The organism is Geodermatophilus sp. URMC 60, from assembly GCF_053502585.1.
The window spans coordinates 1426339-1447797 of the sequence record NZ_CP199958.1 but is presented as its reverse complement, the minus strand read 5'-3'; the positions used below and the strand labels follow the sequence as shown (position 1 = coordinate 1447797).

Genomic DNA, 21459 nt, shown 5'->3' with positions numbered 1-21459 from the left:
GCGCGGGAATGCGGGCGCGGCCGTCGGGCTTGCGCTGTTGCGTGCCCGCCCGCCGCGCGTCCCGCGCCGTCCCGTTCTGGACGGCGGCCGCGCTGCTCGTCCTGGTGCTCGCGGCCTCCGGCGTCCCCTCGCCGCTCTACCGCGTCTACCAGGAGCGTCTCGGCTTCTCGGCCGGCGTGCTGACGACGGTCTTCGGCATCTACGCCCTCGCACTGCTCGCCACGCTGCTCGTGGCCGGGGCACTGTCGGACCACGTCGGACGCCGGCCGGTGATCGTGGCCGGGATGCTGCTGCAGGTCGTCGCGATGGCGCTGTTCTGGGCTGCCGACTCGGTGGGCTGGCTGCTGGCAGCGCGGGTGGTGCAGGGGCTGTCGGTCGGCTGCCTCACCGGCGCCCTGGGCGCGACGCTGCTGGACCACCAGCGCGCCGACCGCCCTCTCGGCGCCCTGGTCAACAGCGCCTCCCCCGGCTTCGCCCTGGCGCTCGGCGCGGTGAGCGCCGGGCTGGCGGTCGACTTCGTGCCCTCCCCCACCGACTGGGTGTTCGGCACGCTCACCGCGCTGTTCGCCGTCGCCGCCGGTGTGGCCCTGCTGCTGCCGGAGTCCTCGCCGCGCACCCCGGGTGCACTCGCCTCGCTGCGGCCGCGGGTGCACGTGCCCGCCGCCCACCGGGCGGCGTTCCTCGTCGCGTCGCCGTGCCTGGTGGCGATGTGGGCGCTGGGCGGCCTCTACCTCTCGCTGGGGCCGTCGGTCGCCGCCGGCGTCTTCGGCCTGGAGGACCACCTCGTCGGCAGCCTGGTCATCGTGGCGATGCAGGGCATGGGCGCCGTCGGCGGCGTGAGCCTGCGCAACATCGCCCCGCACACCGCGATGACCACCGGCTGCCTGGTCTTCGCCGCGGGCGTCAGCGGCACGATCGTCTCGCTGGCCACCGGCAGCGCCGCGCTGTTCTTCGCCGCCGCTGCGGTGTCCGGGTTCGGCTTCGGCGCGGCCTTCCTCGGCGCGGTGGCGACCGTGACCGCCGGCGTCGCGCCCGGCGAGCGCGGCGGGCTGCTCTCGAGCGTCTTCGTCGTCGGCTACCTGGCCTTCAGCATCCCGGCCGTCGTCGCGGGGCTGGCGTCGGGCGCGGTGGGGCTGCGGCCGACCGCCGTGGTGTACGGCGTCGTGGTGATCGCCCTGGCCCTCGGCGCGGTGGCCGGGCTGCAGCGGCACCGGCGCGCGGCCCAGCGCCGTCCCGAGCCCGTACCGGTCTGAGAGAGGACCACCCTTTCCCCCACGCCTCGTGGAAGGACCCCGTCCTCCCCTCCCTTCGCCCGCTCGGGGCGGGACCCGGGACGGGGCCGGTGGGCCCCTGGAGGGTGACCGTTCCAGCACGTCACCCGCGCCGGAGGAGTCAGCGCAGGACGGCGTCCAGGAACCCGTGCACCCGCTGCTCGAGCTCGGCGGTCCGCTCGGCGGCGACCTCCTCCGGGTCGCGCTCGCGCAGCCACGGCGGGATCTCGCTGCGCGCCCGGACGGCGCAGGCCAGGTCCGCGCAGACGTAGGTGCCGACCGTGTTGCCGTTCCGACCCGGCTCCCCGGCCCGGCGCGCGGTGAACAGCGAGACGTCGCTGCCGGCCTGCGCCGTCTGGCACAGCAGGCACATCGCGGGCGTGGCCGAGGACATCCGGGTGTCGGCGGCCCGCACGGCGACCCCGACCGGCCGCCCGTCGCGCTCGACCACCAGGTAGCCGCGCAACGGCGCCCGCGGATCACGCCAGCCCAGGACGACGAGCTCCTCCCACGGGGTCTCCGCGAAGGTGCGCGGCAGCGTCAGGGCCTCGGCCTCGCCGCGGGAACAGTTGACGAAGGACCGCCGCACCTGCTTCTCCGTCAGCGCGCGCACCGTGCCTGCTCCTCCCCGTCGTCGGACCGCCGGCGGACATCATGCGCGAACCGCGCCGGCCGGTCACCCGAGTTCCAGGGCCGCGAGGACCTCCTCCGGGGTGGCCGCCACCAGCGCCGCTCCGGCGCCGGCCAGCTCGCCCGGCGGCGCGGGGCCCCAGCCGGCACCGATGCAGGGCAGCCCGTGCGCGGCTGCGCCGAGCACGTCGTGCGCCCGGTCGCCGACCAGCACCGGGCGCTCGCGGTCGGGGTGCGCGGCCAGCGCGGCGGCCACCACCTGGTCCTTGTGCCGCACGGCGCCGTCGAGGGTCGCGCCGTGCACGGAGGCGAAGGACGGCAGCAGTCCCACGTGCTCCAGGAGCCGGACGGCGAAGGGCTCCGGCTTGCTCGTGGCGACGGCGAGGGTGGCGCCCGCGCCGGCCAGTGCGGCCAGCAGCCCGGGGACGCCGGGGTACACGGTCGCGTCGAGCAGCGCGCCGGCGGCGTAGTGCGCGCGGTAGGCGGCCACCGCGCGCGGGACGTCGTCGGCCGGGACGCCGAGGACGAGGGCGAACCCGTCCTGCAGCGGCGGTCCGACCATCCCGCGCAGCTGCTCGGGCGTCGGCTCCGGCAGGCCGAGCACGTCGGCCGCGGCGCGGACCGAGGCCCAGATGCCGGGTGCGGAGTCGACCAGCGTGCCGTCGAGGTCGAACAGCACCAGGCGGCGAGCGAGCCCCTGGCGCGGAACGCGGTCATCTGCTTCGATCTTCAAGCACCTCTCCTGCCGTCACCCGCCCGGAGGACCCATGACCCGGACCCACGACACCGCCGTGGCAGCCCCCGTCTCGACGCTCCGGCCGGTGCAGGCAGCCGCGGTGCTGTCGGTGCTGGTGCTGTTCTGGCAGTTCCTCTCCGCCGGCCGGATCATGGTCGGCGAGGACGCGACCGGCGGCCACGGCGCCGGGGCGATCGCCCTGCACGTGACCACCGGGCTGCTGCTGCTGGCCACGGTGCTGCACGGGCGGCGCACGCGGGTGTGGTGGCCGGCCGCGCTGGCCGCGGCGGGCTTCGTGCTCACCTTCGTGCAGGCGGCGCTGGGCAGCTCGGGCTCGATCGCGACGCACGTGCCGCTGGCCCTGGTGATCACGGTGGGCACGGTCTGGCTGACCGCCTGGGCGTTCCGCTCGCCCACCGCCTGAGAGGGGACCCCGTCCTCCCCACCCCTCGCAGGCTCGGGGCGGGCCCCTGGACGGGGACGGGCGCTGTCAGGCTCGTGGGCACCGCCCCCCGAGCACCCAGGCCGCGGCCTCCTCGACCGTCGGCACCACGGGCACGCCCTCGGGCAGCGGTGGCCGGCGCACCAGGACCACCGGGACGCCGAGCTGCCGGGCCGCGGTCAGCTTGGCGGCGGTCATCGACCCGCCGCTGTCCTTGGTGACGACGACGTCGACCCGGTGCGCGGTCAACAGGGCCCGCTCGTCCTCGACGGTGAACGGGCCGCGGGCGAGGACCACCGTGGCGCGCGCCGGCAGCGGCGGCTCCGGCGGGTCCACCGAGCGGACGACGCAGTGCGCGCGCAGCCCGGCGAAGGCCGCGAGCCCCTGCCGGCCGGTGGTCAGCAGCACCGAGTCGCAGCCGTCCACCGCGGTCGCGGCGTCGGCCAGGGAGTCCACCCAGCGCCAGTCGTCACCGGGCTGCGCCGTCCACCCGGGGCGTTGCAGCCGCAGCAGCGGGGTGCCGGTCGTCGCGGCCGCCGTCGCCGCGTGCGCGGTCATGGTCGCGGCGAACGGGTGGGTGGCGTCGACGAGGGCGGCCACGCCGTCGAGCGCCGCCGCCAGGCCCGCGGTCCCGCCGAACCCGCCGATCCGCACCCCGCCGGGCGGCAGCACCGGGTCGGCCACGCGGCCGGCCAGCGAGCTGAGCACGTCGACGCCCTCGGCCACCAGCCGTTCCGCGAGCCGGCGGGCCTCGCCCGTCCCGCCCAGGACCAGCACCCGGCCGGTCACACCCGCCGCCCGTGCATGCTGATCACGTGACCGGTGCGGGGCGTGAGGGCAGCACGGGGCTGCGCTACGGCTGGACGACGGGCGCCTGCGCGACCGCCGCGACGACCGCCGCCTACACCGCGCTGCTGACCGGCGAGTTCCCCGACCCCGTGCAGATCGACCTGCCGAACGACAGGCACCCGACCTTCGCGCTGGCGACCGAACACCTCGGGGACGGCGTCGCCACCGTGGGTGTGGTCAAGGACGCCGGCGACGACCCCGACGTCACCCACGGCGCGCTGGTGTCGGTCCGGGTCACCCCCGGCGAGCCGGGGTCCGGGGTGGTCTTCCGGGCCGGTGAGGGCGTCGGGACGGTGACCAAGCCCGGGCTGCCGCTCCCCGTGGGCGAGCCGGCGATCAACCCGATGCCCCGGCAGTTCATCCGGGAGCACGTCGCCGCGGTCGCCGCCCGGCACGGCGGCACGGGCGACGTCGTCGTCGAGGTCTCGGTGGAGAACGGCGCGGAGCTGGCGCGGCGGACGTGGAACCCGCGGCTGGGCATCCTCGGCGGGCTGTCGATCCTGGGGACGACGGGCGTCGTCGTCCCCTACTCCTGCTCGTCGTGGATCGACTCGATCCGCCGCGGCATCGACGTCGCCCGGGCGGCCGGGCACACGCACGTCGCCGGGTGCACCGGCTCGACCAGCGAGCGGGTGGTCACCGAGCTGTACGGACTGCCCGAGGACGCGCTGCTCGACATGGGCGACTTCGCCGGAGCGGTGCTGAAGTACCTGCGCCGGCACCCGGTGCCGCGGCTCACGGTGGCCGGCGGGATCGGCAAGCTGGCCAAGCTCGCCGACGGCCACCTCGACCTGCACTCGGGCCGCTCGCAGGTGTCGACGGAGTCGCTCGCCGCGATGGTGCGCGACGCCGGCGGGGCGCCGGAGCTGGTCGAGGGCGTGCGCGGCGCGAACACCGCGCTCGACGCGCTGCACCAGTGCCAGGCCGCCGGGCTGCCGCTGGGCGACCTGGTGGCGGCCGGCGCCCGGCAGACGGCAGTCGGTGTGCTGCGCGGGGCCCCGGTCGAGGTCGACGTCGTGGTGGTCGACCGGGCCGGCACCGTGGTCGGCAGGTCGTGATCCGGCCCCCTCCCGGGCCGGCCCTGTCCGGAGGCTCGCTCCGAGCCTGCGAGTGGCGAGGAGGACGGGGTCCTTCCCCGAGGGGTGGGGGGGAGGGGGTCCGCCCACTAACGACACCGGGCGCTCGAGTAGAGGTGGCTGTCGGGGAACTCCGCTGCCGCGAGCACCGGGCCGACGACCACCACCGCCGTCCGCCGCACCCCGGCCGCCGCGACCTGCCCGGCGATGTCGGCGAGCGTGCCGCGCAGCACCAGCTCGTCGTCCCGGCTGGCGCGGGCCACCACGGCGACCGGGCCGTCGTCCCCGTAGTGCGCGGCGAGCTCGGGGGCGAGCTCGGCGATCCGCTGGACGGCGAGGTGCAGCACCAGCGTCGCGCCCGTGGCCGCGTAGGCGGCGAGCTCCTCGCCCGGCGGCATCGGGGTGGAGCGGGCGCTGGTCCGGGTCAGGACGACGGTCTGCCCCACCCCCGGCACGGTCAGCTCCCGCTTGAGCGACGCAGCAGCCGCGGCGAACGCCGGGACGCCGGGCACGACCTCGTAGGGCACCCCGGCGGCGTCGAGCCGGCGCATCTGCTCGGCCATGGCGCTCCAGATCGACGGGTCGCCGGAGTGCAGCCGGGCCACGTCGTACCCGGCCTCGTGCGCCGCGACCAGCTCGGCGGTGATCCGGTCGAGGTCGAGATCGGCGGTGTCGACCAGCCGGGCGCCGGCCGGCGCGGTGTCGAGCAGGTCGCGCGGCACCAGCGCGCCCGCGTAGAGGCAGACCGGCGCCGACGCGATCAGCCGCGCGGCTCGCAGCGTGACCAGGTCGGCCGCCCCCGGACCCGCCCCGATGAAGTACACCGTCATGCGGCACCTCCGGCGCTCTCCGCGGAGTTGGCCGGTTTCCCGGCGCTCCAGATGGTCACGGGCATGGCGGGCCGCCAGCCGGTGTAGCTCCCGACGGGCGCGGCGTGCGCGACCGACAGCCGGGTCAGCTCGCCGCCGACCCGCGAGCGCCACCGCGCCAGCACCGCCTCGCCCTCCACCGTCACCGCGTTGGCCACCAGCCGGCCGCCCGGGCGCAGCGCCTCCCAGCACGTCTCCAGCAGCCCCTCGCCGGTGAGCCCACCCCCCACGAAGACCGCGTCCGGCGCGGGCAGCCCGTCGAGCGCCGCGGGGGCGCGGCCCTCCACCACCTGCAGCCCGGGGACGCCGAGCCGCGCGGCGTTCTCCCCGATCCGCCGGGCCCGGGGGACGTCGGACTCCACGGCCACCGCCCGGCAGGAGGGGTGCACCCGCATCCACTCGATGCCGACGGAGCCCGCGCCGGCGCCGACGTCCCACAGCAGCCGGCCGGGCAGCGGCGCGAGCCGGGCGAGGGCGACCGCGCGGACGTCGCGCTTGGTCAGCTGCCCGTCATGCGCGTAGGCGTCGTCGGGCAGGCCGGGCACGGTCGGCAGCAGCACGGTGCCGGCATCGGCGACCACCTCGACGGCGGTCACCACGAGCGGGTCGGTCTCGGCGTGCGGCCACCCGGCGGCGGTGCCGGTGAAGCGCTGCTCGGCCGGCCCGCCCAGCTGGGCCAGGGCGACCAGCCGGCTAGCGCCGTAGCCGCGGTCGGCGAGGACGGCGGCGACCGCGGCCGGGGTCCGGGTGTCCGAGCCGAGCACGAGCAGCCGCCGTCCCGGGGTGGCGTGCGGCACGACCAGCTCGACCGGCCGGCCGACCACGGGGACCACCTGCGTCTCCTCCACCGCCCAGCCCAGCCGGGCGCAGGCCAGCGTCACCGACGACGGGTGCGGGAGCACCTCGACCGCGTCGGCGCCGTGCAGCCGGACCAGCGAGCTGCCGACGCCGGACAGCATCGGGTCGCCGCTGGCCAGCACGACGACCCGCCGGCCCGGGTGCTGCGTCAGCAACCCGGCCAGCGCCGGGGCCATCGGCGAGGGCCAGGGCACCCGTTCGGCGGGGACGCCGGCCGGCACGAGGGCCAGCTGGCGGGCGCTCCCGCGCAGCACGTCGGCGTCCTCGACCGCCCGGCGGGCCCGCGGCGAGAGACCGTCCCAGCCGTCCGCGCCGATGCCGACGACCACGACCGGGGTGCGCCCGCCTCGCCCGGGGACGGAACCGTGCGCCGGCGCCCGCTGCGGTGCTCCGGCGGCGGCCGTCACGCCGGCAGCTCCCCCGCCGGGCCCGCGGCCTCGGCGAGCAGCCGGTCGCGGAGCTCCTCCGGCAGCCGGTCGACGTAGACGGTGCCGTCGAGGTGGTCGACCTCGTGCTGCAGGCAGCGGGCGGCCATCCCGGTGGCCTCGATGGACACCGGTGCACCGTCGGCGTCGACGCCGTCCACCCGGGCACGGAAGGCCCGCGGCAGCTCGGCGTAGGGGCCGGGCACCGACAGGCAGCCCTCCTCGGTGACCTCCTCGGCCGGCTCGCCCTCGTGCGGCTGCGGGATCGTCAGCTCCGGGTTGACCACGTAGCCGACGACGTCCTCGCCGTCGGCGTCCGGGCAGTCGATGACGAAGACGCGCGCGTCGACGCCGATCTGGTTGGCCGCCAGGCCCACGCCGTCGGCGGCCTCCATGCTGGCGAACATGTCCAGGACCAGCCGGCGGAGGCCCTTGCCGAACTCGCCCACCGGCGCGCACGGCCGGTGCAGGACCGGGTTGCTGCCGTAGGTGACGATCGGCCGGGCGACGCCGCTGTAACGGCCGGGCAGGCGCATGACCGTCGATCCTAGGGACGCCCCCACGCGGGCCGGTTGGCACGATGACCGCCGTGCTGCCCGCGCGTGACCTCCCGACCGCCGCGGGGCTGGCCCTGGGCGCCGCCGCCGACCTGCTGCTGGCCGATCCACGCCGGTGGCACCCGGTGGCCGGGTTCGGCCGGGCCGCCGCGGCCCTGGAGCGCCCGCTCTGGCGCGACACCCGCGCCGCCGGGGTGGGGTACGCCGGGCTGCTGGCCGGCGCGGCGGCCGCCCTGGGCGTCGCCCTCGACCGCGCCACCCGCGGCCGGCCCGCCGTCCGCACGCTGGTCACCGCCGCCGCCACCTGGACGGTGCTCGGGGGCACCTCCCTGGGCCGCGCCGGGACGGCGATGGCGCACGCGCTCGACCCCGTGGACCTCCCGGCCGCCCGCGCCCTGCTGCCCACCCTGGCCGGCCGGGACCCCTCCGGGCTCGACGTCCCGGAACTGGCCCGCGCCACGGTGGAGTCGGTCGCGGAGAACACCTCCGACGCCGCCGTCGCGCCACTGGTGTGGGGTGCGGTGGCCGGGCTGCCCGGCCTGCTGGGCTACCGCGCGGTCAACACCCTCGACGCGATGGTCGGGCACCGCTCGCCGCGGTACGCCCGCTTCGGCTGGGCCGCCGCGCGCACCGACGACGTCGCCAACTGGCTGCCCGCGCGGCTCACCGCGGCGCTCACGGTGGCGTCCGCGCCGCTGGTCGGGGGCTCGGCGCGCGGGGCGTGGACCGTGTGGCGCCGCGACGGCGCGGCCCACCCCTCGCCCAACGCCGGCCGCTGCGAGGCGGCCCTGGCCGGCGCGCTGCACCTCCGGCTGGGCGGCCGCAACGTCTACGGCAGCCGGGTGGAGCACCGCCCGACGCTCGGCGACGGCCGGGCGCCGGCGGCCTCCGACGTCCCGCGCGCCGTGCGGCTCTCCCGCGCGGTGTGGACGGCGGCCGCCGCGCTCGCCGCCGCGTCCCGGGCGCTGCCCCGAAGCTGACGCAGCGGCATGGCTCGAAAGCGGTGCGTCACGCTTCTCGGTCCGGCACACGAGGACACGCGAAGCCGCCACCGGAACGGCACCGACGGGCGGGCGTGTCGCTCCGCGACACCGTACGGTCCGGTGACACGGAGCGGCTGGTGACACGTGGTCACCGGCGTACCGCTGAGGTCGAACCCACGGCCTGCGGCGCCCCGACCGGGTTCGGCCCGGTGGCACCCCGTGGAGTCGAGATGACCGCGACCCCTTCCCCCACCGTCGCCCGGAGCACCGTCTCCCGGGCCGCTCCCACCGCACCGCCGGCACGCCCCCTCCCCGCCGCCCGGCGGATGGCCGGCCGGTACCGCTACGACCGGCGCACCGGCACGTGGAGCTGGTCCCCGGAGATGTCGGTGCTGCTCAACCTGGCGCGCAACGGTGGGCACCCGTGCACCGAGCTGCTGGTCCACTCGCTGCACCCCGGCGACCGGCCACGGGCGCTCGACGCGATCACCGCCGCCTGCACCGCAGGCGTGCCCTTCGCCCTGCGGGTGCGGCTGGGCAGCCGGGGCGGACTGGAGCGCCCCGCCGTCCTCGTCGGCGAGCCCGTGGTCGACGCAGCCGGGACGGTCGACGCGCTGGAGGGCGTGCTCGTCGAGGTCCCCCCGGAGCCACGCCCGCCGGCGGCAGGTCCGGGGGCGGCCGGGACCGGGGACGACCGGGTGCAGGCCCTGGAGACCGAGGTCGCCCAGCTGCGCACCGCGATGAGCAGCCGGGCGGCGATCGAGCAGGCCAAGGGCATCCTCATGCTGCTCACCAGCTGCAGCGAGCAGGTGGCCTTCGACCTGCTGGCGCACATCTCGAGCAACTCGCACCGCAAGGTGCGCGAGGTCGCGGTGGCCATCGTCGAGTCGGCCGCCGGGCACGCCGGGCTGCCCGAGGACATCCAGGCCCTCATCCGGGACGTCTGCCCACCCCGCCCGCACCACTGAGGCGCGCCGTGCGCCCCGGGAGGCCATCGCTTCCCGGCCGCAGGAGAGGATGCCGCTGACGCCGGTGCTCGCCGGCGGTCCCCGAGCCGAGAGGGGAACGCGGCGTGCTCTACCTGGTCGTCCGGTTCCTGCTGCGCCCGTTGTTCCACGTTGCTCTGCGCATGCACGTGACGGGACGGGAGAACGTGCCGCCCACCGGCCCGGTGATCCTGGCCAGCAACCACCTGTCCTTCATCGACAGCATGGTCATCCCGCTGTCGGCGCCGCGCCGCGTGCACTACCTGGCCAAGGCGGAGTACTTCACCGGCACGGGGATCGGCGGCTGGCTGACCCGGACGCTGTTCACCGGACTGGGCGCCATGCCGGTGCAGCGGCAGACGTCGCGGGCCGCGCAGGAGGCGCTGGACACCGCGCTGGGCGTGCTGCGACGCGGTGAGGGGTTCGGCATCTACCCGGAGGGCACCCGCTCGCGCGACGGCCGGCTGGCCCGGGGCAAGACCGGGGTCGCCTGGCTGGCGCTCACCGCCGACTGCCCCGTCGTCCCGGTGGCCGTCGCGGGCACCGACCGGGTGCAGCCGGTCGACTCCCGCTGGCCGCGGCCGCACAAGGTGTCGGTCACCTTCGGGAAGCCGCTGACCTTCCCCGAGCAGCGTGGGATGGCGGGCAACGGCCGCGCCCGCCGCGTGGTGACCGACCGGATCATGGAGGCCATCGCCGAGCTCTCCGGCCAGGAGAAGGCCGGCTGGGGGCAGCCGGCGGCATGAGCGGCACCGTTCCCCGGCGCCCGGCCTCCGGCGGCGCCCTGCTCGTCGCCGGGACGACGTCCGACGCCGGCAAGTCGGTGGTGACCGCCGGCATCTGCCGCTGGCTGGTCCGCCAGGGGGCGTCGGTCGCCCCCTTCAAGGCGCAGAACATGAGCAACAACTCCATGGTCACCGTCGACGGCGCGGAGATCGGACGTGCCCAGGTCATGCAGGCAGCCGCGGCCCGCGTCGAGCCCGAGGCCGCGATGAACCCGGTGCTGCTCAAGCCCGGGGGCGAGGACTCCAGCCAGGTCGTCGTCCTCGGCCGGGCGGTGGCCGACGTGACCGCGCTGTCCTACCGGCCGATGAAGGCGGCGCTGCTCGAGCAGGTGCTGGCCTCGCTCGCCGACCTGCGGTCCCGGTTCGACGTCGTCGTCTGCGAGGGCGCCGGCTCCCCCACCGAGATCAACCTGCGCGCCGACGACATCGCCAACATGGGCCTGGCCACCGCGGCCGGGCTGCCCGTGGTGGTGGTCGGCGACATCGACCGGGGCGGGGTCTTCCCGGCGCTGTACGGCACGGTCGCGCTGATGCCACCGGCCGACCAGCGGCTGGTCTCGGGCTTCCTGGTGAACAAGTTCCGCGGCGACGTCCGGCTGCTGCGCCCGGGGCTGGACCGGCTCACCGCGCTCACCGGCCGGCCGACCCTCGGGGTGCTGCCCTGGCTGCCCGGGGCGGCGGTCGACGTCGAGGACTCCCTCGGCGTCCCCACCGGCGTCTCGTCGGCCGGGCCCCCGCACGGCGAGGAGGTGCTGCGGGTCGCCGTCGCCCGGCTGCCGCGGCTGTCCAACTTCACCGACCTCGACGCGCTGGCCGCCGAGCCCGGGGTGCTGGTCCGCTACGCGACCACCCCCGAGGAGCTGGCCGACGCCGACCTGGTCGTGCTGCCCGGCACCCGCGCGACGGTCGCCGACCTGGGCTGGCTGCGCGCCACCGGCCTGGCCGACGCCGTCGCCCGGCACGCCGCCGCCGGCCGCGCGGTGCTCGGCGTCTGCGGCGGCTCCCAGATGCTGGCGCGGACGATCACCGACGACGTCGAGTCACGGGCCGGCACGGTGCCCGGGCTCGGGCTGCTGCCGGCCGACGTCCGCTTCGCGCCCGAGAAGACCCTCGGCCGGCCGGTGGGCAGGGCGTTCGGGCAGCCGGTGCGCGGCTACGAGATCCACCACGGGGTGGTGACCGTGGACTGGCTCTCCCACGACCTGCCTGCCGAGCCCTTCCTCGACGGCGCCCGCGCCGGGTCGGTCTTCGGGACCACCTGGCACGGGGCGCTGGAGGTCGACGGCTTCCGGCGGGCGTTCCTCACCGAGGTCGCGCGAGTGGCCGGACGGCGGTTCGTGGCCGCCCCGGACACCGACTTCGCCGCCGTCCGCGAGCGGCGGCTGGACGCCCTCGGGGACCTGGTGGCCGAGCACGCCGACACCGACGCGCTCTGGCGGCTGGTCGAGGACGGCGCCCCCGACGGCCTGCCGCTGCTCCCGCCCGGGGACGCGCTCACCCCCCGGTGAGCCGACCCTGACGAGGGTGCGGGAGGCGGTTGACCCGTCTGTCCCGCCGGACGGACACTTGCCGCCTCGTGGAGGGAGCCCCGCGATGTCGTGGAACCTCAGGGGGAGCTACTTCGAGACCTGCTCGTGCGAGCTCATGTGCCCGTGCAACCTCTCCTTCAGCCACGGTGCCACCTACGACTTCTGTCGGGCGACCCTGGTGTTCGACATCCGTGAGGGGGAGGTCGGCGGCACCGACATCGGAGGCCGCAAGGTCGTCGCGATCATCGACACACCGAAGGTCATGACCGACGGGAACTGGCGGCTCGGTGTGTTCGTCGACGAGCAGGCGACCGACGAGCAGTTCGACAAGCTGGTCCAGGTGTTCGGCGGGCAGCTGGGCGGTCCGATGGCCGCCCTGGCCCCGCTCGTGGGCGAGGTGCTCGGGGCCGAGCGAGCCCCGATCGAGATCAGCCAGGACGGGTTGCGGCACAGCGTCCGGGTCGGGGACGCGATCGACTTCGAGGTCGAGGATATCGTGCCGTTCGGGTCCGAGACCGGCCGGCCCGTACGGTTCGACGGCGCGTTCCACCCGGTCGCGCCCGACCTGACGATGGCCGAGGCACGGCACTCGCACATCAACGCCTTCGGCATCCAGTACGAGGGCAAGACCGGTGTCTCGACCGCCGAGTTCTCCTGGGCCGCCTGACGCGTCGAGGATCCAGGCGCGGGAACTCTCTCGTGCCTGGGACCTCGGCCCCGCCTTCGCCGCGGTACGGGTCCGCCTGGCACTGGTCCTCGCCCTGTTCGCCTTCGCCGCCGTCGGGTGGTGGTGGACGGCCGATCGGATGCGCGGCATGGACGACGGGCCGTGGACCGGCCTCGGTGCGCTGGGCTGGTTCCTCGGCGTGTGGGTCGTGATGATGGCCGCGATGATGCTGCCGTCGGTCGCGCCGACGGTCGCCCTGTACTCGCGCATGACCCGGAAGCGGGCTCCGCTCTCGCCTCTGCTTTTCGCGGGGGGTTATCTCGTCGTGTGGGCCGGCGCGGGCGTGGTTGCGTTCCTGATCGGGTCTGCGCTGACCCGGATCCCGGGGGACGTGTTCGCGTGGGACCGCGCGGGCCGGTGGGTCGCGGGCTCGACGCTCCTGGTCGCGGCCCTCTACGAACTGACCCCGCTCAAGGACGTCTGCCTCGGTAGGTGCCGCAGCCCGCTGGGCTTCCTGCTCGGCGCCTGGCGGAACGGCCTGTCGGGCGCCTTGCGGATGGGCGCGCAGCACGGTGCCTGGTGCGTCGGCTGCTGCTGGGCGCTGATGGCGTCGCTGTTCGCGTTGGGCGTCATGAGCGTCGCCTGGATGGCCTTCGTGGCCGGCCTGATCGCCGTCGAGAAAACCCTCCCGTGGCGTCGGGTGGCCACGTACGGGACAGCCGCACTGCTGCTCGTCCTCGGCGTGCTCCTGCTCGCCGCTCCCGACGCCGTCCCGGGCCTCGCCGTCCCGGACAGCGGTCCGATGGACGAGATGAGACCGATGGCCTCCTGACCCGTCACCCAGGTCCGACGAACTCAACCCGCGGTGAGCCGCGCCCGCACGTCGTCGGGCCAGGGCGCCTTGCCGGCCTCGGTCATGCACACGTAGGTGGTGCGGACGACGCAGCAGACCCGCTCGCCCACCCGGACCGTGAACCGCACGGTCACGCTGGTGCGGCCGACCTTCTCGGTCACGGCGTCCACGGTGACGGTGTCACCGAAGCGCGCCGACGACGTCCACTCCAGGGAGCTGGCCTTGACCACCGGGTCGACGCCGCTCGCGACCAGCTCGTCCCACGGCAGGCCGTGGGCGGTCCACCACGCGTTGGAGGCCTCGTCGGCCCAGGTCAGGTAGTGGGCGTTGAAGACGACGCCCTGCTGGTCGCACTCGACGTACCGGACCGGGGAGCTCCACTGTGCGGGCACGGAGGGCCAGGCTAGCCGGGCTACGGTGCACCCGTGGACACCGCTCCCGACGTCCTGGCCGGCTACCGCCCGCCCTCGCAGCTGGTGCAGGACAAGGTCGTCGACCACCTGGACCGGCACTGCCGGGCCTTCATCGCGCTGTCGCCGTTCGCCACGCTGGCCACGGCTTCTCCCGACGGCTGGCCGGACGTCTCCCCGCGCGGCGGTGACCCGGGGTTCGCGCGGGTCCTCGACGAGCGGACGCTCGCCCTCCCGGACCGGCAGGGCAACAACCGGGTGGACAGCCTGCGCAACACCGTGGGCAACCCGCGCGCCGCCCTGCTGTTCTTCGTGCCCGGCTTCGAGGAGACACTCAAGGTCTTCGGGACGACGGCCCTCGTGGGTCCGGACGACCTCGGCCTGGACCTGACCGAGTTCGGCCGCCCGCCGCGGTCGGTGCTGGTGCTGACCGTCGAGCGGGCGTACTTCCAGTGCGGCAAGGCGGTCATGCGCTCGGGGTTGTGGGACCCGCAGCGGCAGGTCGAGCGCTCGACCTTCCCGTCGCTGGGCGAGGTGCTGCGCGACCACTGCGGGCTGAGCACGCCACTGCCCGGCCAGGAGGCGATGCGCGCGGAGCTCGCCGCAGAACTCTGAGGACCGACCGAGCCGGCCCAGGAGCTCTGACGAAGGACCTGTCAGTGGGCCGCCCTATCGTCCGCACATGGCCGCCGACGTCCAGATCGTGATCGACTGCGCCGACCCGCACGGGTTGGCCGACTGGTGGGCCGAGGTCCTCGGGTGGCAGGTCGAACCGCAGGACGAGGCGTTCATCCGCCGCATGGTGGAGTCCGGTGCGGCCTCGACCGAGGACACCACCACCCACCGTGGTGCGCTGGTGTGGCGGTCGGGCGCGGCGCTCAGGTCGCCCGACCCGGGCCGGCCGCGCGTGCTGTTCCAACGGGTGCCCGAGGCCAAGACGGTCAAGAACCGCGTGCACCTGGACGTGCACGTCGGCGCGGACCGGCGGGAGGACGAGGTCGCCCGGGTCCTCGGACTGGGCGCCACCCAGCTCTACCGGGCCTCGCAGGGCCCCTTCGAGTGGGTCACCCTGGCCGACCCCGAGGGCAACGAGTTCTGCGTCGCCTGAGGAAGGACCCTGGTCAGGGAGGGCCGCCCCGGCACGGCCCCGTCCCGGGCCCCGCCGGCCCCCTGCGGGGTCCCGCCGCGAGCTCGCGGGTGGCGGGGAGCAGGGGCCCTTCGACGCAGGGTGGGAGGACGGCGGCCCCTTGCAGGGTCCCGCCGCCAGCTCGCGAGCGGTGGGGGGCAGGGGTCCTTCCTCAGCCCACGCGCAGGTCCCGGGCCAGTTTCCGGTAGGCGACGGTGCGTTCGGCGAGCGCCCGCCGGCGCCCGTGCCGGCTGCGCCGGCCGGTGCCCAGGTAGCGGGCGTCCTCCACGAGCTGGAAGGCGGCGAGCACGCTCGCCTTCACCTCGCGCCCCCGCGGCTGGGCAGGGGGAAGCGGCTCGGCCGAGGTCATGACGGCCCCCCTCTCCCGGGGGACAGCTGTGCCCGGCCCCCGTGCGCACATGGTGCCCCTCCATCGGCCGGCGCAACCGTCCTCGTGACCGATTGGTACCTGTGTGTCACACGGAACACCCCGCGTTCCCCACCCGTCCCAGGTGTCACGCCCGTACCGTGCCGGGCATGGCCGGACCCTTCCTGTCCCGGGTGCTCAGGTCCCGGACGCTCAGGTCGCTGCTGCGGACGGCGCTGGGGCCTGCCGAGCCCCACCCGGCACCTCCTGCGGCACCCAGCCGGGTCGCGCCCGCCGCGGCCGGCGGCGTGCGCGACCTGGCCGGGGGCCTCGACGGCGTCGACCTGGTGCACCGTCCGGAGGACGACGGCCGGCCGGACCCCGGCGAGGTCGTCTGGGCGTGGGTGCCCTACGACGAGGGCGACGGCCGCGGCAAGGACCGCCCGGTCCTCGTCGTCGGCCGCCGCGGGCCGGACCTGGTCGGCCTCATGCTCTCCAGCCAGGACCACGACCGGGACGCCGCCGCCGAGGCCCGGCACGGCCGCCGGTGGATGGACGTCGGCCGCGGCGGCTGGGACCCGCGGGGCCGGCCCAGCGAGGTGCGGCTGGACCGGCTGCTGCTCGTCCCGCCCGGCTCGGCCCGCCGCGAGGGCGCGGCCGTCGGGCGGGCGGTGTTCGACGACGTGGTGACGGCACTGCGCGACCTGCACCGCTGACCGCCCTCGGCGCCGCCGCCCGTGACGGCCGGCGCGGCGGGCTCGGTCAGGGACGTCCCGGCCGAGCGACCGGCGCACCGACACCTGCGTCGTGCACCCGGCGCTTCGCGACCGCGAGCGCCTCCGTGGCCACGGCCACCGGGAGCAGCCACCCCGGGCCCGGCGCCGGGACCGCCAGGATCCCGCCGGTGCCCGTGACCGCGGCCACCGCTCCCCTGCAGGCCCCACCGCGAGCCTGCGAGCGGCGGGGAGCAGGGGGTCCTTCTTCAGTCGGCGACGGACTCGTCGCGGACCTCGTCGCGGACCGCCTGCCGCGGGCGGAGGTGGTAGACGCCGGCCTGCGGGCCCAGCGGGGTCAGGTCGTAGCGGTGCACGACCTTGGGGCCGCCGTGCAGGTGCACGTGCGTGACGGTCGGCAGGGGCTCCCCGTGCCGCGCCTCGCGGATCTCCACCCGACCGTCGAGCGGGCCACCGACGTACAGCAGCACCGCGTCCTGCGTGCCGGCGTCCGCGCCGGTCTGGTCCTCGGACAGCTCCCTCACCTCCTCCGACACCCGGTCGAGAGTAGGCGCGCTCGGCAGCCGTGGCACGGCCCCGTCCAGCGCACCGCCCCGAGCCTGCGAGGGACGGGGGAGGACGGGGTCGTCCCTCAGTTCCCCCCGGTGCGTCGCAGCCAGCGCGCCAGCAGCGGCGCCGAGAGCAGCATCACGAACAGCCGCAGCACCTGGACGGCGAGCACGAAGGTGGCGTCGGCGCCGCCGTCCTGGGCGGTGGCCAGCACGGCGTAGAGCCCGCCGGGGGTGGTGGCGAGGTAGGCGTCCAGCGCGCTGGCCCCGGTTGTGGCGGCGAGCACCGCGCCCAGCCCGGCACAGGCGGCCACCAGGCCGAGGATCACGGCGAGCGCGAGTGGCAGCGCCCGGCCGACGGTGCGCAGACCGTCCCGGTCGAAGTTCAACCCGACCACCAGCCCGATGACCAGGAAGGCCGCGGTCTCCAGCGGCGCGGGGACGTCCGCCCCGCCCGAGAGCCCGCCGAGGTCGAGCCCGGCGGCGACCAGCAGCGGTCCGAGCAGCGTCGGCACGGGGATCCGCAGCAGCCGGGCCAGCGGCGCACCGGTTCCCAGGCAGATCGCGGCGAACAGCAGCCCGGCCGGCCACCCGGGCCCGGCGTCGTCCACCGTCGTCCCCCCGGAGCCGGGCTCCGCGCCGAACAGGGCCGTGGCCGTCACGGGCATGAGGACGACGATCAGCAGCACCCGCAGGTACTGGAGGACGGCGACCATCCGGTCGTCGGCGCCCAGCTCGCGGGACATCGCCGTGATCCCCGACGCGCCCCCGGCGACCATGGCGAACGCCCCGGTCACCGGGCTGACGCCGGGCTGCAGGCGCATGAGCAGCCCGGCCAGCACGCTGAGCAGCAGGGTGCCGACGGTGACCAGGAGGACCGGCAGCCAGTCGCGGCCGATCGCCTCGAGGGTGTCCAGGTCGACCAGCGCGCCGATCGAGACGCCGACCAGCCCCTGGGCCGCCGTGGTGGCCGGCCGGGGGACGGTGAGCCGGCGGCGTCCGGCCAGACCGCGCACCAGCCCGGCCACCAGGCCGCCGAAGAGGGACGGCGAGGGCAGGTCGAGGACGTCGAGGGCCAGCGTGACGGCGAGGGCGGCGGCGACCACGAGCGCCAGGTCCACCGCCCGCGCACCCCTGCCCACCCGGCCCACTCTGCCGCGCGACCCTCCCCGACCCGTCTGCAGTGCCCCGCCGCGGCCTCCTGCAGGGTCCCGCCGCCGGCCCCGTCCCGAGCCTGCGAGGGATGAGGAGGACGGGGTCCTCGCACGGGGGGGCAGGGGTCCTGTCTCAGCCGCCCGTGATGCGCCGCAGCTCGGCCACGTGCGCGTCGAAGGCGGCCCGGCCCGCCTTGGTCAGCGCCAGGCTGGTGCGCAGCCGGGAGGCGCGGGTGGCCTTGTGCACGCGCACGTAGCCGGCCTCCTCCAGCTGCTTGACGTGCTTGGACAGCACCGAGTCGCTGACCCCGACCGAGTCGCGGACCGCGGCGAAGTCCATCGTGTCGACGACGGCGAGCAGGCCGCAGACCTGCAGCCGGGGTGGCGGGTGGATGACCGCGTCGAAGCGCGGCACGACGGCGGTCACCGCTGCCCGCGCAGCTCGGCGACGTAGATGCGGGTCCACCACCGGCTGACCACGGCCACCCCGACTCCCAGGACGGCACCGGCGACCACCATCGAGCCACGCCAGTGGTCGTCGCCGGCGAACCCGGCGAGGAGCACGAGGAGGGCGAACGCGCCCCACGCGAGCACCGCCCGCCAGGTCCGGCCCTCCCGGAGCCCGGAGACCCAGAAGCCGGTGCGCTTCCTGTAGACGGCGACCAGCCCGCGCAGGCACAGGAGGAACACGACGAGCGCGGCCAGGGTGACCCACGTGCTGTGCAGGGCGTAGGAGCTCACGAACCCGAACAGGAGCAGGCCGAGCAGCGCGTCGTACCACCACGGCTGCACCGCCCGCTCGGCCAGCGCGGCACGCTGGGACCGCAGGGCGGCCAGCTCCGCAGCCGCGGCCTCCGCCTCGGGGTCCCGCTCGGCGGCGGTCACAGCGCGCCCCGCAGCTCCGCGACGTAGATGCGGGTCCACCACCGGCTGATCAGCGCCAGGCCGACGCCGATCACCGCCGCGCCGACCACCATCGCCCCGCGCACGTCGAGCAGGTACTCGGCGACTGCGGAGGCCGCCAGCACGACGGCGTAGAGGACGATCCACACGTTGATCGCGCGGCGCGTCGGGCCCTGCCGGAAGCCGCTGACCCACACGCCGGTCAGGCGCGTGTAGAGCACGACCATCCCGCGCAGCGCCGGCACGAAGACGACCAGCGCGCCCAGGACGACCCAGGGGTTGCGGGCGGAGTACGAGGCCAGCAGGCCGAAGACCAGCAGCCCGAGCAACGCGTCGTACCACCAGGGCGTGGTCACGCGGTCGGCCAGCGCGGTCCGCTGTGCCTGCAGGGCGGCCAGCTCGGCCGTGGCGGTGGAGCGGTCGGAGACCGCGTCGGGGAGGCGGTCCGGAACCGCGTCGCTTTCCATGCCGGAAAGAGTGCCCGGTCACTTTCCACTTCGTCAAGGAACGACACCGGGGTGTCACCCACCGGGGTGGTCGTGGTCGAATGGCGCGGCCACAGCGACGGCAGTGGAGGAAGCCCGGTGCGACTCCGGCGCGGTCCCGCCACTGTGAGCCGGCTCCCGCCGGCAGAGCCAGGAACTCCCGCCGTCGCCTCCTGCCACCTCCGGGCGTGGACACCCGGGGAGAGGACACGTGCCCCCGCATGACGTACCCCTTCGGCGCCGTCGTCGGCATGGACGACATGCGGCTCGCCCTGCTGCTCAACGCCGTCTCCCCCGCCGTCGGCGGCGTGCTCGTCCGCGGGGAGAAGGGGACGGCGAAGTCGACGACGGTGCGCGCGCTGGCCGCCGTCCTCCCGCCGGTGGACGTCGTCGCCGGCTGCCGCTTCGCCTGCGACCCCGCCGCCCCGGACCCGGGCTGCCCCGACGGCCCGCACGACGCCGGCGTCGCGGGGCTCACCCGTCCGGCGCGGCTGGTCGAACTGCCGGTGGGCGCCTCGGAGGACCGCGTCGTCGGCTCGCTGGACCTCGAGCGGGCGCTCACCGAGGGTGTGAAGGCCTTCGAGCCGGGACTGCTGGCCGCCGCGCACCGCGGCGTGCTCTACGTCGACGAGGTCAACCTGCTGCACGACCACCTGGTCGACCTGCTGCTCGACGCCGCCGCGCTGGGCACCGCCTACGTCGAGCGCGAGGGCGTCTCGGTACGGCACGCGGCACGGTTCCTCCTGGTGGGGACGATGAACCCCGAGGAGGGCGAGCTGCGGCCCCAGCTGCTCGACCGGTTCGGGCTCACCGTCGAGGTCGCCGCACCCCGTGACCCGGCCGAGCGCGCCGAGGTCGTGCGGCGCCGGTTCGCGTACGACGCCGACCCGGCCGGGTTCGCCGCGTCCTGGGCCGACGAGGAGGCCGGGCTGGCGCGCCGGATCGCCGGGGCCCGCGCCCGGCTGCCGCACGTCGTGCTCTCCGACGAGGCCCTGCGCCAGGTGACCGCCGTCTGCGCCGCCTTCGACGTCGACGGGCTGCGCGCCGACCTGGTCACCGCCCGCGCCGCGATCGCGCACGCCGCCTGGTGCGGCCGCGAGGAGGTCACCGAGGACGACGTGCGCGTCGCCGCCCGGCTGGCCCTGCCGCACCGCCGGCGGCGCAACCCGTTCGACGCGCCCGGCCTGGACGACGAGACCCTCGAGCAGGCGCTGCAGGACTCCCGTCCCGACGAGGACCCGCCCGAGGGCCCCGACGGCGACGGTGGCGCCCCGCCTCCCCCGCCTCCGCCCTCCGACGGCGACCCCGGACCGCCGGGACCACGTGACCTCGACAGCGACCGCCCCGCGGAAGGAGCCGAGAGCGCGGACGCACCCGCGCGGGAGCGGGCCGCGGTCGCACCCGCCGACCCGTTCCGCACCCGCCGCCTCGAGGTGCCCGGCACCGGCGCGGGCGTGGCCGGCCGGCGCTCGCGGGCCCGCGGCGACCGGGGCCGCGTCGTCGGCGCGACCCGCCCGAGCGGCACGGTGAGCCGGCTGCACCTGACCGGCACCGTGCTCGCCGCGGCGCCCCACCAGGTCGCCCGGGGCCGCACCGGCCCGGGCCTGCGGATCGCCCGCGAGGACCTCCGCCAAGCGGTGCTGGAGGGCCGCGAGGGCAACCTCGTGCTCTTCGTCGTCGACGCCAGCGGCTCGATGGGCGCCCGCTCGCGGATGGCCGCGGTGAAGGGCGCCGTCCTCTCCCTGCTGCTCGACGCCTACCAGCGGCGGGACAAGGTCGGCCTGGTCACCTTCCGCGGTGCCGAGGCCGAACTGGCGCTGCCGCCGACCTGGTCGGTCGAGGCCGCCGCGGCCCGGCTCACCGCGCTGCCGACCGGCGGGCGCACCCCGCTGGCCGCCGGCCTGCTTCGGGCACACGAGACGCTGCGGGTGGAGCGGGTCCGCGATCCGCAGCGCCGTCCGCTGCTGGTGGTCGTCACCGACGGGCGGGCCACCGGCGCGCGCGGGGGTGACCACCTGGGCCAGGCGCGGCGGGCGGCCGGCCTGCTCGCCGCCGACGGGACGGCGGCCGTCGTCGTCGACTGCGAGTCCGGGCCGGTGCGCCTCGGCCTGGCCGGCGCGCTCGGGACCGCGCTCGGCGCGCAGACCCTCCGCCTGGAGGAGCTGGCCGCCGAGTCGCTGGCCGCCACGGTGCGCAGCGTCCGAGAGGCCGCGTGA

General features: G+C 76.4%; 26 protein-coding genes and 1 riboswitch. Of the genes, 13 read left to right on the top strand and 13 right to left on the bottom strand.

Annotated features, from left to right (window positions below):
* Positions 1-41: 41 nt before the first annotated feature.
* Positions 42-1253, top strand: a complete 1212-nt coding sequence (locus ACWIX3_RS06970; RefSeq protein WP_448611349.1) for an MFS transporter — start codon at positions 42-44, stop codon at positions 1251-1253.
* Between the two features lie 139 nt (positions 1254-1392).
* Here ACWIX3_RS06970 and ACWIX3_RS06965 read toward each other — a convergent pair whose 3' ends face one another.
* Together ACWIX3_RS06965 and ACWIX3_RS06960 are read right to left on the bottom strand one after the other, a co-directional pair.
* Positions 1393-1884: an FBP domain-containing protein gene (locus ACWIX3_RS06965; RefSeq protein ID WP_448611348.1), complete on the bottom strand. Its 492-nt coding sequence runs from the start codon at positions 1882-1884 to the stop codon at positions 1393-1395.
* Positions 1885-1947: 63 nt separating this feature from the next.
* On the bottom strand, positions 1948-2634 hold the full coding sequence (locus ACWIX3_RS06960) for an HAD hydrolase-like protein (protein WP_448611347.1): 687 nt from the start codon (positions 2632-2634) through the stop codon (positions 1948-1950).
* Between the two features lie 34 nt (positions 2635-2668).
* Here ACWIX3_RS06960 and ACWIX3_RS06955 point away from each other — a divergent pair, with 34 nt between their 5' ends.
* A complete protein-coding gene (locus ACWIX3_RS06955; RefSeq protein WP_448611346.1) occupies positions 2669-3061 on the top strand; it encodes a hypothetical protein in 393 nt (130 codons plus the stop codon).
* A 66-nt stretch (positions 3062-3127) separates the two neighbouring features.
* On the opposite strand, the gene ACWIX3_RS06950 is transcribed toward ACWIX3_RS06955, so the two are convergent.
* Positions 3128-3868, bottom strand: coding sequence for a cobalt-precorrin-6A reductase (locus ACWIX3_RS06950; protein WP_448611345.1), 741 nt, complete (start codon positions 3866-3868; stop codon positions 3128-3130).
* Positions 3869-3894: 26 nt separating this feature from the next.
* Between ACWIX3_RS06950 and ACWIX3_RS06945 the strand changes: the two genes are divergently transcribed.
* On the top strand, positions 3895-4986 hold the full coding sequence (locus ACWIX3_RS06945; protein WP_448611344.1) for a cobalt-precorrin-5B (C(1))-methyltransferase: 1092 nt from the start codon (positions 3895-3897) through the stop codon (positions 4984-4986).
* Positions 4987-5093: 107 nt separating this feature from the next.
* Here the strand turns inward: ACWIX3_RS06945 and cobM are convergent, their stop codons facing one another.
* The 3 genes from cobM to def are packed head-to-tail and all read right to left on the bottom strand — an operon-like array spanning position 5094 to position 7692.
* Positions 5094-5834, bottom strand: a complete 741-nt coding sequence (gene cobM / locus ACWIX3_RS06940; protein ID WP_448611343.1) for a precorrin-4 C(11)-methyltransferase — start codon at positions 5832-5834, stop codon at positions 5094-5096.
* Positions 5831-7138 carry a precorrin-6y C5,15-methyltransferase (decarboxylating) subunit CbiE gene (gene cbiE, locus ACWIX3_RS06935; RefSeq protein WP_448611342.1) on the bottom strand — a complete coding sequence of 436 codons (1308 nt, stop codon included), beginning with the start codon at positions 7136-7138 and terminating at the stop codon, positions 5831-5833. The genes cobM and cbiE overlap by 4 nt, the downstream gene beginning before the upstream one ends.
* Positions 7135-7692, bottom strand: coding sequence for a peptide deformylase (gene def / locus ACWIX3_RS06930; RefSeq protein WP_448611341.1), 558 nt, complete (start codon positions 7690-7692; stop codon positions 7135-7137). The genes cbiE and def overlap by 4 nt, the downstream gene beginning before the upstream one ends.
* A gap of 44 nt (positions 7693-7736) precedes the next feature.
* On the opposite strand from def, the gene ACWIX3_RS06925 reads away from it, so the two are divergent.
* The 6 genes from ACWIX3_RS06925 to ACWIX3_RS06900 all read left to right on the top strand — a co-directional run bounded on the left by ACWIX3_RS06925 (position 7737) and on the right by ACWIX3_RS06900 (position 13495).
* Positions 7737-8693 carry a cobalamin biosynthesis protein gene (locus ACWIX3_RS06925; protein WP_448611340.1) on the top strand — a complete coding sequence of 319 codons (957 nt, stop codon included), beginning with the start codon at positions 7737-7739 and terminating at the stop codon, positions 8691-8693.
* A gap of 233 nt (positions 8694-8926) precedes the next feature.
* Positions 8927-9664, top strand: a complete 738-nt coding sequence (locus ACWIX3_RS06920; RefSeq protein ID WP_448611339.1) for an ANTAR domain-containing response regulator — start codon at positions 8927-8929, stop codon at positions 9662-9664.
* Positions 9665-9768: 104 nt separating this feature from the next.
* On the top strand, positions 9769-10428 hold the full coding sequence (locus tag ACWIX3_RS06915; RefSeq protein WP_448611338.1) for a lysophospholipid acyltransferase family protein: 660 nt from the start codon (positions 9769-9771) through the stop codon (positions 10426-10428).
* The gene (locus tag ACWIX3_RS06910; protein ID WP_448611337.1) at positions 10425-11975 is read left to right on the top strand and encodes a cobyric acid synthase; all 1551 of its coding nucleotides are present in this window, start codon (positions 10425-10427) and stop codon (positions 11973-11975) included. The genes ACWIX3_RS06915 and ACWIX3_RS06910 overlap by 4 nt, the downstream gene beginning before the upstream one ends.
* An 85-nt stretch (positions 11976-12060) precedes the next feature.
* Positions 12061-12663 carry a DUF1326 domain-containing protein gene (locus ACWIX3_RS06905; RefSeq protein WP_448611336.1) on the top strand — a complete coding sequence of 201 codons (603 nt, stop codon included), beginning with the start codon at positions 12061-12063 and terminating at the stop codon, positions 12661-12663.
* 148 nt (positions 12664-12811) lie between these two features.
* On the top strand, positions 12812-13495 hold the full coding sequence (locus ACWIX3_RS06900) for a DUF2182 domain-containing protein (RefSeq protein WP_448611335.1): 684 nt from the start codon (positions 12812-12814) through the stop codon (positions 13493-13495).
* A 23-nt stretch (positions 13496-13518) separates the two neighbouring features.
* On the opposite strand, the gene ACWIX3_RS06895 is transcribed toward ACWIX3_RS06900, so the two are convergent.
* Positions 13519-13908: an acyl-CoA thioesterase gene (locus ACWIX3_RS06895; RefSeq protein WP_448611334.1), complete on the bottom strand. Its 390-nt coding sequence runs from the start codon at positions 13906-13908 to the stop codon at positions 13519-13521.
* A 33-nt stretch (positions 13909-13941) separates the two neighbouring features.
* On the opposite strand from ACWIX3_RS06895, the gene ACWIX3_RS06890 reads away from it, so the two are divergent.
* Together ACWIX3_RS06890 and ACWIX3_RS06885 are read left to right on the top strand one after the other, a co-directional pair.
* A complete protein-coding gene (locus ACWIX3_RS06890; RefSeq protein ID WP_448611333.1) occupies positions 13942-14541 on the top strand; it encodes an MSMEG_1061 family FMN-dependent PPOX-type flavoprotein in 600 nt (199 codons plus the stop codon).
* Between the two features lie 67 nt (positions 14542-14608).
* Complete coding sequence (locus ACWIX3_RS06885) at positions 14609-15034, top strand: VOC family protein (protein WP_448611332.1); 426 nt, start codon at positions 14609-14611, stop codon at positions 15032-15034.
* A gap of 190 nt (positions 15035-15224) precedes the next feature.
* Here the strand turns inward: ACWIX3_RS06885 and ACWIX3_RS06880 are convergent, their stop codons facing one another.
* Entirely contained in the window at positions 15225-15422 is a 198-nt protein-coding gene (locus ACWIX3_RS06880; RefSeq protein ID WP_448611331.1) for a hypothetical protein, read from the bottom strand.
* A gap of 167 nt (positions 15423-15589) precedes the next feature.
* On the opposite strand from ACWIX3_RS06880, the gene ACWIX3_RS06875 reads away from it, so the two are divergent.
* Positions 15590-16135 (top strand): type II toxin-antitoxin system PemK/MazF family toxin, encoded by a 546-nt coding sequence (locus ACWIX3_RS06875; RefSeq protein ID WP_448611330.1) that lies wholly within the window; start codon positions 15590-15592, stop codon positions 16133-16135.
* Positions 16136-16401: 266 nt separating this feature from the next.
* Here ACWIX3_RS06875 and ACWIX3_RS06870 read toward each other — a convergent pair whose 3' ends face one another.
* The 5 genes from ACWIX3_RS06870 to ACWIX3_RS06850 all read right to left on the bottom strand — a co-directional run bounded on the left by ACWIX3_RS06870 (position 16402) and on the right by ACWIX3_RS06850 (position 19225).
* Positions 16402-16689: a hypothetical protein gene (locus tag ACWIX3_RS06870; RefSeq protein WP_448611329.1), complete on the bottom strand. Its 288-nt coding sequence runs from the start codon at positions 16687-16689 to the stop codon at positions 16402-16404.
* Positions 16690-16784: 95 nt separating this feature from the next.
* Positions 16785-17843, bottom strand: a complete 1059-nt coding sequence (locus ACWIX3_RS06865) for an AbrB family transcriptional regulator (protein WP_448611328.1) — start codon at positions 17841-17843, stop codon at positions 16785-16787.
* A 145-nt stretch (positions 17844-17988) separates the two neighbouring features.
* On the bottom strand, positions 17989-18282 hold the full coding sequence (locus tag ACWIX3_RS06860; protein WP_448611327.1) for a transcriptional regulator: 294 nt from the start codon (positions 18280-18282) through the stop codon (positions 17989-17991).
* The gene (locus ACWIX3_RS06855) at positions 18279-18740 is read right to left on the bottom strand and encodes a hypothetical protein (protein WP_448611326.1); all 462 of its coding nucleotides are present in this window, start codon (positions 18738-18740) and stop codon (positions 18279-18281) included. The genes ACWIX3_RS06860 and ACWIX3_RS06855 overlap by 4 nt, the downstream gene beginning before the upstream one ends.
* A complete protein-coding gene (locus ACWIX3_RS06850; protein WP_448611325.1) occupies positions 18737-19225 on the bottom strand; it encodes a hypothetical protein in 489 nt (162 codons plus the stop codon). The genes ACWIX3_RS06855 and ACWIX3_RS06850 overlap by 4 nt, the downstream gene beginning before the upstream one ends.
* A 106-nt stretch (positions 19226-19331) precedes the next feature.
* Positions 19332-19403: riboswitch (cobalamin riboswitch) on the top strand.
* Between the two features lie 61 nt (positions 19404-19464).
* On the opposite strand from ACWIX3_RS06850, the gene ACWIX3_RS06845 reads away from it, so the two are divergent.
* On the top strand, positions 19465-21459 hold the full coding sequence (locus ACWIX3_RS06845; protein ID WP_448611324.1) for a putative cobaltochelatase: 1995 nt from the start codon (positions 19465-19467) through the stop codon (positions 21457-21459).